Consider the following 10,444-nt stretch of genomic DNA (forward strand, 5'->3'; position numbering starts at 1 on the left):
CCCTGCCCTCTCCCTGTAGGGAGAGGGGGCCGTCTGTGCAGGCATTATTTTGTGGGGAACCCTCAGCCCCAAAGGGGAGAGGGTTAGGGTGAGGGGCAAAGCTTTACCTCTCTTCCCCGCAGCGCTACAATGCCCGCCCTTAAAGTGGGGGATCTCCCCTTACCGCTGCACCAGGTGCACGCGGATCTGACCTGTCATCAGAACGAGAACAAACATGTTTAAACCGGAACTCCTTTCCCCGGCGGGAACGCTGCAAAATATGCGTTACGCTTTCGCCTATGGTGCCGACGCCGTTTACGCGGGCCAGCCGCGCTACTCGCTGCGCGTGCGTAACAACGAATTCAACCACGAGAATCTTCAGCTCGGCATCAATGAAGCGCATGCCCTGGGCAAAAAATTCTACGTGGTGGTGAACATCGCGCCGCACAACGCCAAGCTGAAAACGTTCATTCGCGACCTGAAGCCGGTCGTGGAGATGGGGCCGGACGCGCTGATCATGTCGGACCCGGGTTTAATCATGCTGGTTCGGGAGAACTTCCCGGAGATGGACATTCACCTCTCGGTGCAGGCTAACGCCGTCAACTGGGCAACGGTGAAATTCTGGAAACAGATGGGGCTGACCCGCGTCATTCTGTCCCGCGAGCTGTCCCTCGAAGAGATCGAAGAGATCCGCACCCAGGTGCCGGATATGGAGATCGAAATCTTCGTTCACGGCGCGCTGTGCATGGCCTACTCCGGCCGCTGCCTGCTCTCTGGCTACATCAACAAGCGTGACCCGAACCAGGGCACCTGCACCAACGCCTGCCGCTGGGAATATAACGTTCAGGAAGGCAAAGAAGATGACATCGGCAATATCGTGCACAAACACGAGCCGATCCCGGTCACCAACGTTGAGCCAACGCTGGGTATCGGCGCGCCTACCGACAGCGTGTTTATGATCGAAGAAGCCAAACGTCCGGGCGAATACATGACCGCCTTCGAAGACGAGCATGGCACCTACATCATGAACTCCAAAGATCTGCGCGCCATCGCACACGTCGAGCGTTTAACCCAGATGGGCGTACACTCCCTGAAAATCGAAGGCCGCACCAAGTCTTACTACTACTGCGCCCGTACCGCACAGGTGTATCGCAAAGCCATCGACGATGCCGCCGCCGGCAAACCGTTCGACACCAGCCTGCTGGAAACGCTGGAAGGTCTGGCGCATCGCGGCTATACCGAAGGTTTCCTGCGCCGTCACACCCACGACGACTACCAGAACTACGAGCATGGCTACTCGATTTCCGAACGCCAGCAGTTTGTAGGCGACTTCACCGGCGAACGTAAAGGTCCGCTGGCCGCCGTCGCCGTAAAAAACAAATTCACTAAAGGCGACAGCCTGGAGCTGATGACGCCTCAGGGCAACATGAACTTCCGCCTGGAGCACCTGGAAAACAAAAAAGGTGAGGCGATAGAGGTCGCTCCTGGCGACGGCCATGTGGTCTGGCTGCCGGTTCCTGAAGAGGTAGAGCTGGAGTTTGCACTGCTGATGCGTAATTTTGAAGGTGAAAATACCCGAAATCCACACGGCAAATAGTCAATCAACGGGATTTTTTCACGCTGGGATAATTCTTAGAATCGGATCACATACCGCTTCGTTCAATACGGGTATTATCCCCCCGCTGAAAAACATAACCCATAAATGCTAGCTGTACCAGGAACCACCTCCTTAGCCTGCGTAATCTCCCTTACGCGGGCTTATTTTTTGCCTTTCATCCTGTTCTTACCCGCTTTTTCCTTCTCTGGGATACACTCTTTCTATAGTTAAAAAAGGGAGCAACCCGGATGGCATCCTATCCAGACAGTTTATTAATTCTCAATGGCAAAAGTGCAGGCAACGATCTGTTGCGCCAGGCGATCACCGAATTGCGTGAAGATGGCGCGCGTATTCACGTGCGGGTGACCTTCGAAAAAGGCGATGCGGCACGCTATATCGACGAAGGCATCAGGTTAGGCGCTGAGACCATCATTTCAGGCGGCGGCGACGGAACAATCAACGAGATCGCTGGTGCGCTTATTGACCTCAACACAGCACATCGCCCGGTGATGGGCATTTTACCGCTCGGTACCGCCAATGATTTTGCCACCAGCGCCGGCATACCTGAGGATTTAGGCAAAGCGCTGCAACTGGCTATCCTCGGGAAAGCGACCGCCGTCGACATTGCGCAGGTGAACGAAAGAACCTGCTTTATCAACATGGCAACGGGCGGTTTCGGCACGCGGATCACCAGCGAAACGCCGGAGAAGCTGAAAGCCGCGCTGGGCGGCGTCTCGTACCTCATTCACGGCCTGATGCGCATGGACACCCTCAAGCCCGACAGTTGTGAAATCCACGGTGAGAACTTCCACTGGCAGGGCGACGCGCTGGTGATTGGTATCGGCAACGGACGTCAGGCAGGCGGCGGACAGCAGCTTTGCCCGGAAGCCCTGATTAATGATGGTCAGCTACAGCTGCGCATTTTTACTGGCGACGGGCTGCTGCCCGCGCTGTTTACGACGCTGACGCAGCCAGAGGAGAGCCCCAATATCATCGCCGGGAAATCCGCGTGGTTTGAAGTGATCGCCCCACACGGCATGACCTTTAACCTTGATGGCGAACCGCTGAGCGGAGAGAAATTCCGCATCGAAGTTGTTCCGGGCGCGTTGCAGTGCCGATTACCGCCGGATTGTCAGCTCTTGCGCTGATGGTTTGCCGGGTGGCGGCTACGCCTTACCCGGCCTACAGGACCGATCGCGTAGCCGCCACCCGGCTACCTAATACACCGCCACCTCCCGCGCCATCTCGCGGGAATACTGCTGTGAGGCATTGACCAGCATCCGCGTATAGTCGGTTTTGGCCTGCCCGGCGACCAGTTCGTCCACCGTCAGGCTTTCAAGGATTTTGCCATACTGCATTACCGCCACCTTCTGACACAGATGGGCAATCACGCCCAGATCGTGGGTCACCATCAGGTAGGTCAGGTTCGACTCACGCTGAAGTTCCGCCAGCAGGTTGAGGATTTCCGCCTGAACCGAGACGTCCAGCGCCGAGGTAGGTTCATCCAGCAGCAGCACCTGCGGCTCCAGAATCAGCGCCCTGGCAATCGCCACGCGCTGGCGCTGCCCGCCGGAAAGCTGGTGCGGATAGCGATCGCGAAACGCCCGGCTAAGCCCAACTTTATCCAGCAGGGCGTGAACGCGCCGCTCCCGATCTTTTATGCGGTGAATGTGCAGCGGCTCTTCCAGAATATCGCCGATGGTGTGACGCGGATGCAAAGAGCCGTACGGATCCTGAAATACCATCTGCACCCGGCGGCAGCGTTCCTGGCTGATACGTTTTTCCAGCCGCTTGCCGTTAATCGCCAGCTCGCCCTCCCAGTGGGTAAACAGCCCGGCAAGGCATTTCAGCACCGTGGTTTTGCCCGAACCGGACTCCCCCACCAGGCCGTAAATCTCGCCGTCCCTCACGCTGATATTCACATCGTCCAGCACCTGATTACGCTTCTCGCCCTCGCCAAACGTCAGGTTAAGGTGTTGTATCTCGATCATCTCTGCTCCTTACTCGTTGAGCCAGCTGGCCTGACGCTGTAATACCGGCAGCGTCGGTCGGCGATGGTTGATTTCCGGTAGCGCGCTGATGAGCCCCTGGGTGTAGGGATGCCTGGCGTTGTGCAGATCCTTCGCGGCAATCGACTCCACCACCCGTCCGGCGTACATCACCAGCACCCGGTCGCAGAAGCTGCGCACCAGGTTGATGTCGTGGCTGATAAAAATCAGCCCCAGACCGCGGGACTGCACCAGGTCGTCGAGCAGGCCCAGCACCTGCAAACGCACCGACACGTCCAGCGCCGAAGTCGGCTCGTCGGCAATGACCAGCTCGGGATCGGCGATCAGCATCATGGCGATCATGATGCGTTGCCCCTGCCCGCCGGAAATCTCGTGCGGACAGAGGTGATACACCCGCTCCGGCTGGCGAATGCGCACCACGTCGAGCATCTCCAGCAATCTGGCTTTGGCTTCCGCCTTGCGCCCCGGATGATGGGTCAGCCAGGCTTCGGCAATTTGGTCGCCCACGCACACCACCGGGTTAAGGGAGTATTTCGGGTCCTGCATGATCATCGAGATGCGCTTGCCGCGAATGCCGCGCATCTGCGCCTCGCTGACGGCCTGTAAATCGACATCGCCAAACTGCATCCGCGCGGCGCGGATCTGCGCTTTGGCCGGATGCAGGCGTAGCAGCGCCCGCCCGACGGTGGATTTACCGGAACCGGATTCACCGACAATCGCCAGCTTTTCGCGTCCGAGCTGGAAAGAGACGCCGCGCACCGCGTGGGTGACCGCGTCGCCGTTGATAAAATCGACGTGGAGATCGCGCACGTCGAGCATCGGGTTATTCGCTACGAGGATCGAGGATGTCACGCAAGCCATCTCCTAAGAAGTTGAACGCCAGACTGTTGATCAGGATCGCCAGCCCCGGAATAGTCACCACCCACCAGCACTCCATCATGTAGGTACGACCGCTGGAGATCATCGCTCCCCACTCCGGCTCCGGCGGCTGTGCGCCAAGGCCAAGAAAGCCCAGCCCGGCGGCGGTGAGAATGATCCCCGCCATGTTCATGGTGATGCGGATAATCACTGACGGCAGGCACAGCGGGACAATGTGACGCCACAGTACGCGCACCGGGGAAGCACCCTGAAGCCGCACGGCGGAGACAAAATCGGCCTGGCGCAGAGAGAGAGTTTCGGCGCGCGCCAGACGGGCAATCGGCGGCCAGGCGGTGAGCGTAATCGCAATCACCACGTGCTCCAGCCCCGGCCCGAGCGCCGCGACAAACGCCAGCGCCAGCACCAGGCTCGGGAAGGAGATAAAGATATCGGTGACGCGCATCAGCACCGCGTCCACCCTGCCGCCGAAGTAGCCTGCGGTCACGCCCAGCAGCAGCCCCAGCGGGCCAACGGTCACGGAGACCAGCAGCACGATGTAGAGCGTGATGCGCGCGCCGTACACCAGCCGGCTGAAGATGTCCCGGCCAAACTCGTCGGTGCCGAACCAGTGCAGTGCGTTCGGGGCGACCAGCGCGTTATTGAGGTCCTGCACCAGCGGGTTGTACGGCGCGATCAGCGGGGCAAACGCCGCCACAATCAGCAGCAGCAGGATAATCCCGCCGCCGATGGCGGTGAGCGGATTGCGCGCCATCTTGCCGACGAAGCCCGCGGCGCGGCCCAGCGTGCGTCTGATACGCTGGCGGCGTTCGGATGGCCCGGTCCCCAGCGGCGAATCCAGAGAAACGGTCATGATTTCGTCCTCGGGTCAAAGAGTTGATACAGCATGTCGGAGAGCAGGTTCAGCATCACGAAGATGACCCCCACCAGCAGCACGCAGCCCATGACCGCGTTCATATCCCCGAGCAGCAGGCTGCCGGTGAGATACGAACCGAAGCCCGGCCAGGAGAAGACGGTTTCAATCAGCACCGCCCCCTCCAGCAGCGAGCCGTAGGCCAGCGCCACTACCGTCAGGAGCTGCACGAGAATGTTGCGAAACGCGTGATTCCAGATCACCTGACGTTCAGTTAAGCCCTTCACCCGGGCAGTGATAATGAACTCCTGCGACAGCTGCGCCAGCATGAAGCTGCGGGTCATGCGGCTGATATAGGCCAGCGAGTGGAAGCCAAGCAGCGACGCGGGCAAAACCAGATGGTTAATGGCGTTCCAGAACACCGCGCCGTTCCCGGCCAGCAGCGCATCCACCGTCATCAGTCCGGTGCGGCGTGGGACTACCCCCTCCAGTCCGAGATCCAGACGTCCCGCGCCTCCCACCCAGCCAAGCCAGGCGTAGAACAGCAGCAGCCCCATCATCCCGACCCAGAAAATCGGCGTGGAATAACCCGCCAGACTGATGATGCGCACCACGTAGTCGGAAACGCTGTTGCGCCGCGCCGCCGCCAGTACGCCCAGCGGAATACCCAGACCCGCACCGACGATAATCGCCATCGTCGCCAGCTCGAGCGTCGCCGGGAAGACGCGCAGAATATCGGCAGTCACCGGTTTACCCGTGAGCAGGGCATTGCCCAGATCACCGTGCAGCAGGTTATTGAGGTAAATACCGAACTGAGCCAGCAGCGACCGGTCGAATCCCAGCTGGTGATAGACCTGCTGATAGGTGCTGTGGTCGGCATCCGGTCCGACAATCGCCAGCACCGGATCAACGGGCATTACGCGGCCGATGAAAAAGGTCAGCAGCAGAAGGCCGAACAGCGTCACCACCACCTGCGTTAACCGCTTTGAGAAGCGCCGGGTCCGTGAGCCGGGCGCGAGAATTGCCACACTCATTTGTCACCTCCGGTTTTGTAGACCTCACGCAGGAAGGTGGTGGCCGACGGGTGCGACTGGAAGTTCTTCACCTCGTTACGCACCACCACCGAATCAACCATCTGCGACAGAGGAACCATCGCCGGGATCAGTTCGTCGTAGCGGACCTGGATCTGCTGGTAGTCGGCGATCTGTTTTTCCGGATCGCGCTCCAGCAGGGCCTTGTCGATCATTTCATTGAGCGGCTTGTCGTAGAAGCTGGTACGCCAGCCCTGGAAGTTGGTCAGACGGGCTTCATCGCTGTTGTCCGGGTTATAGACCAACGCCCGCAGGCTGGAGTGCGGATGGGGTTCAACGCCGCTACCGCCGCGCCCCACCAGCATGTCGAACTTGCGCTCGCGCATTGCGCCGTAAATCTGGTTCCCGGTGCCGGTGATGATTTTGGCGTTGATGCCCGCCTGCATCAGCGTCGACTGCACGGCGATGGCGATATTGAGGAACGGCTGATCCGCCAGCACCCGCAGGGTGGTGTCAAACCCGTCCGGGTAGCCCGCCTCCGCCAGCAGCTTTCTGGCGCGCAGGATATCGAGCTTATAGCCCGGGTCCGGCAGCGTGGACGGCATACCCGCTTTGATCGGGCGCTGGTGCAGCACGCCGTAGCCCGGCATCAGCGCGCTGTTGATGCCCTGATAGTCAATCAGATAGCGCACCGCTTCGCGCACCTTCGGGTTAGCGAAATGGGCCTCTTTCATGCTCATCGCCACGTAGTAGACCGTGCCTTTCTGCACGGCTTCGACGGTGAGCTGCGGGTCTTTGCGCAGGGCGTTAATGTCCGCCACCGCCATGTTGTTGGCAACGTCGAGGTCGCCTTTCTCAATCATCAGGCGCAGGGTTTGTGACTCCTGGAAATGACGCAGCACCACCCGGCTCATTTTGGGTTCTTCCCGCCAGTATTGCGGGTTGCGCTGCATGCGCAGCACGTCCTTCGCCTGCCAGTTTTCCAGCATAAACGGGCCGGAACCCGCTTCGTTGGTGGTAAGCCAGCGGTTGCCCCAGTCGTTATTCACCGCGTGCTGCTGCACCGTTTTGCTGTCGAGCACGCCGAGGTTGCCGAGCGCGCCGAGGGAGTAGATCACCAGCTGCGGATCGTTAGGCTTAGGCAGAACAATTTGCACCGTGTAGGCATCGGGGGCGCTGATTTGGCTGTCGATGTTTTGCTTAGAAAATCCATACGACTTCCACACCGAGGCCTGGGCAAGGTTGAGGTGCAGCAGACGGCGCATCGACCAGACCACATCCTCCGCCGTGAGCGGGTTGCCAGAGTGGAATTTAACGTCGTCACGCAGGTGAAAGGTCAGGGTTTTACGGTCCGGCGAAATATCCCAGGACGTCGCCAGCGCGGGCCTGACGTTGGTGAGCGCGTTCGGGTCCAGCTCCACCAGCGAGTCGTAGAGATTGACCACAATGCCGACCACTTCGTTACCGGTCATTGCCGCCGGATCGAGGGTCAGCAGGTTATTCATGTTCATGCCGATGATGAGCTGGTCGGGCGGCGTTTTCGCGTACGCCGCACCGCTCCCCATCATCAGCGAGAGCGCGAGCAAGCACGCCCCGGCTAAGGGAGATCGTTTCATGTATATATCGCCTGTAGGGTACGTTTTTATCTGTCAGTCGTGGCTGACGGTATTGGCTTCGATATATGCAAAATTAATGTCTTCGCCCAGCCCCGGACGGGTCGGCAGACTGACCATGCCGTGTTCGTCCATCGGGTCCACCAGGCTGTTGAGGTACGCCGCCGGTTGGTCGTAGTCGAGGAACGGGTGCAGCAGGCCGCGCTCGTACCAGCGGCAGTTTTTGATGGCGCCAATCACCGCCAGGCTGGCCGCGCCGTTGCCGTGTATTTCGCAGTCCATGCCAAAAGATTCCGCCAGGTTCGCCACCTTCAGCGTTGGGGAAATGCCGCCCACGCCGTTCGACCCCGCGCGCAGGATGTCGCAGGCCCCGGCTTTGATCCAGTCCGCGCGGCTGTGGTGCTTTCCGCCCAGGCTTTCCGGGCCGATAACCGGAATCGAGAGGTTTTCCGCCAGCCACGCGTAGGAGGCCATGCTCTCCTCTTCCATCGGCTCTTCAAACCAGGCGAAGTCAAGCTTTTCCAGCGCTTTGCCGATGTACAGCGCCTCGGTACGGCTGTACCAGTGGTAGCCGTCAATCATCAGGTCAATGTCCGGGCCAACCGCTTCACGCACGGCGGCACAGGCTTTGACGTCCATCTTTGGATTGGGGGCGAAAGAGACCGGCGGCATCCAGGTGTGCAGCTTGATGGCCTTGTAACCGCGCGCCACCAGCTTTTCGGCAAAGCTGGCGTACTCCTCCGGCGTGGATAATCCGCCCGGCAGATCGTCGCCGCACATGGTGCTGCCGTAGGCCGGCACCTTATCGCGATAGCCGCCAAGCAGTTTCCAGACCGGCAGGTTGAGCTTACGGCCAATCAGATCCCATAGCGCCTGTTCAACGAAGCCCAGCGCACGCTCGGTCAGCTGATGCGCGCTTCCCCGCTGCCAGTGCGCCAGATCCTGCCAGATGCGTTCCCGGTTGAATGCGTCCTGCCCCACCAGCACTTTGCGAAAGAAGGTATTGACCACAAAGGGGCGCACCACTTCCGGCGGCGCGAACGAATATCCGCGGGTGCCCTCTTCTGCCGTGATGGTCAGCATCGCCATTTTGGCCATGCTCTCCGGCCCAGGATGCGAATGCCCCGCGGCGTCAGAGACCCGACGCGTCGGGTACTGAAAAACGGTGACGTTTACAGATTCAATTTTCATTATCGGTCCTTAAGTCCGGCGATAAGCCCAGAAGCAGAAAATGACAAAGGGGTTTTATGATTTTAAAAATGCGTTTCAGTATGTAATTTAAGCATAAAAAATCAGCACGTCCTCGGACAAAACGCGTTAAGGAGAGGCTATTTTTTGGGCATATGCACGGTCGGACGTGACAATTTTCACAAAAGCGCGGGGAAATGTGAGGTTGATCGGGAGACGTTATTTGAAGGTAAGCGCAGAAGCAGGAATATGCTGACCGGCAACAACCCGCGGAAACTTCTGCGCTTACAAATCAGTCAACTAACCCGCTTCCGGGGCTGGAACGGCAAGCGTTTCCAGCAGCGCATGCATAGACGCATACCGGCCACTGGCATTGTTAAAGCTGGCATGATGGCACGCTGGCGAGACGATGAGGGTTTTGAGCCCCGCACTAAGGGCGGCACGGTAGCCGCTCTGGCTGTCTTCAATCACTATACACTGCGAGGCCGTCAGGCCTAATTTTCGCAGCGCCGAGAGATAGACGGCAGGGTGCGGTTTTCCGTAGCGTTCATCGTCGGCGCTGCAAATGACCTCAAAATAGTGACCCATCCTGAGTTTCTTAAGCACCGCATGCACGATTTCATGCGACGAAGAGGTGGCAAGTGCAATCCGGTAACCTGCCTCACGAAAATACGACATCACGTCGTAGATGCCCTCTATCGCTTTGCCTTCCCGGCCAATCAGTTCGATGATACGCAGACGAATGGCCGCTTCAATCATTTCAGGATCGGCCTCAAGTTTGCAGTATTCGCACCAGGTCCGGGCAATCTCATCCAGCCGCTTGCCTTTCGTCAGTGACTCACACTCTTCGTCGCTGACCTCAGCACGCCAGCCTGCCAGAGCTGCTTTCTGCGCCTGACGCCACAGGCCTTCGGAGTCAATGATGACGCCATCCATGTCAAAAATTACCGCCTTAACATCCATCATACGTCTCCGTGAATGGCCCGACGCTGCCGTCAGGCCTGAATAAATTACGAAATTCCGACCGTTTCACCCTTACAGGTTTCCTGACGAACAAACCCAGGCTGTTCAACCCGAATAAACGGACACAGGATGAAGGCCACGACATACAGCGCCGTGTAGGCAATGACCACGCCGAGCGTGCTGAACCAGGGCAGCAGCACCACGGCAATCGCCGGCGCAAGGAAGTTTGACAGACCGGCTGACAGGTTATACACCGAAATCGCCGCCCCCTTGTGCCGCGGCTCCAGCGCCGGGAACACCGCCGCCATCGGTACGAAGGCCGCCACAAAAATCCC

The 10,444-nt window shown here is 59.2% G+C and carries 9 protein-coding genes and 1 pseudogene; 2 read left to right on the forward strand and 8 right to left on the reverse strand.

Going from position 1 to position 10,444, the window contains the following annotated elements; translation table 11 throughout:
* Positions 1-214 precede the first annotated feature (214 nt).
* Both yegQ and yegS read left to right on the forward strand, forming a co-directional pair.
* Positions 215-1,576, forward strand: a complete 1,362-nt coding sequence (yegQ, locus tag ACOTY5_RS09750; RefSeq protein ID WP_017383261.1) for a tRNA 5-hydroxyuridine modification protein YegQ — start codon at positions 215-217, stop codon at positions 1,574-1,576.
* A 248-nt stretch (positions 1,577-1,824) separates the two neighbouring features.
* Positions 1,825-2,724, forward strand: coding sequence for a lipid kinase YegS (gene yegS, locus ACOTY5_RS09755; RefSeq protein ID WP_015572360.1), 900 nt, complete (start codon positions 1,825-1,827; stop codon positions 2,722-2,724).
* Between the two features lie 69 nt (positions 2,725-2,793).
* On the opposite strand, the gene ACOTY5_RS09760 is transcribed toward yegS, so the two are convergent.
* The 8 genes and pseudogenes from ACOTY5_RS09760 to ACOTY5_RS09795 all read right to left on the reverse strand — a co-directional run.
* Complete coding sequence (locus ACOTY5_RS09760) at positions 2,794-3,567, reverse strand: ABC transporter ATP-binding protein (protein ID WP_032104609.1); 774 nt, start codon at positions 3,565-3,567, stop codon at positions 2,794-2,796.
* Positions 3,568-3,576: 9 nt separating this feature from the next.
* Positions 3,577-4,437 (reverse strand): ABC transporter ATP-binding protein, encoded by an 861-nt coding sequence (locus ACOTY5_RS09765; protein ID WP_045142416.1) that lies wholly within the window; start codon positions 4,435-4,437, stop codon positions 3,577-3,579.
* On the reverse strand, positions 4,409-5,314 hold the full coding sequence (locus ACOTY5_RS09770; RefSeq protein WP_045142415.1) for an ABC transporter permease: 906 nt from the start codon (positions 5,312-5,314) through the stop codon (positions 4,409-4,411). Before ACOTY5_RS09770 ends, ACOTY5_RS09765 begins: the two co-directional genes overlap by 29 nt.
* Complete coding sequence (locus ACOTY5_RS09775; RefSeq protein WP_017693076.1) at positions 5,311-6,348, reverse strand: ABC transporter permease; 1,038 nt, start codon at positions 6,346-6,348, stop codon at positions 5,311-5,313. Before ACOTY5_RS09775 ends, ACOTY5_RS09770 begins: the two co-directional genes overlap by 4 nt.
* On the reverse strand, positions 6,345-7,961 hold the full coding sequence (locus ACOTY5_RS09780; RefSeq protein ID WP_045142414.1) for an ABC transporter substrate-binding protein: 1,617 nt from the start codon (positions 7,959-7,961) through the stop codon (positions 6,345-6,347). Before ACOTY5_RS09780 ends, ACOTY5_RS09775 begins: the two co-directional genes overlap by 4 nt.
* A gap of 33 nt (positions 7,962-7,994) precedes the next feature.
* Positions 7,995-9,149 (reverse strand): mandelate racemase family protein, encoded by a 1,155-nt coding sequence (locus tag ACOTY5_RS09785; RefSeq protein ID WP_045142413.1) that lies wholly within the window; start codon positions 9,147-9,149, stop codon positions 7,995-7,997.
* Between the two features lie 297 nt (positions 9,150-9,446).
* On the reverse strand, positions 9,447-10,112 hold the full coding sequence (locus tag ACOTY5_RS09790) for an HAD family hydrolase (RefSeq protein WP_015572355.1): 666 nt from the start codon (positions 10,110-10,112) through the stop codon (positions 9,447-9,449).
* 44 nt (positions 10,113-10,156) lie between these two features.
* Positions 10,157-10,444, reverse strand: a pseudogene (locus tag ACOTY5_RS09795) (cytochrome C biogenesis protein CcdA); the annotation flags it as partial.

Origin of the sequence: Enterobacter cloacae complex sp. SHL018 (genome assembly GCF_049237905.1) — a bacterium.
Lineage (GTDB): Bacteria > Pseudomonadota > Gammaproteobacteria > Enterobacterales > Enterobacteriaceae > Enterobacter > Enterobacter hormaechei_C.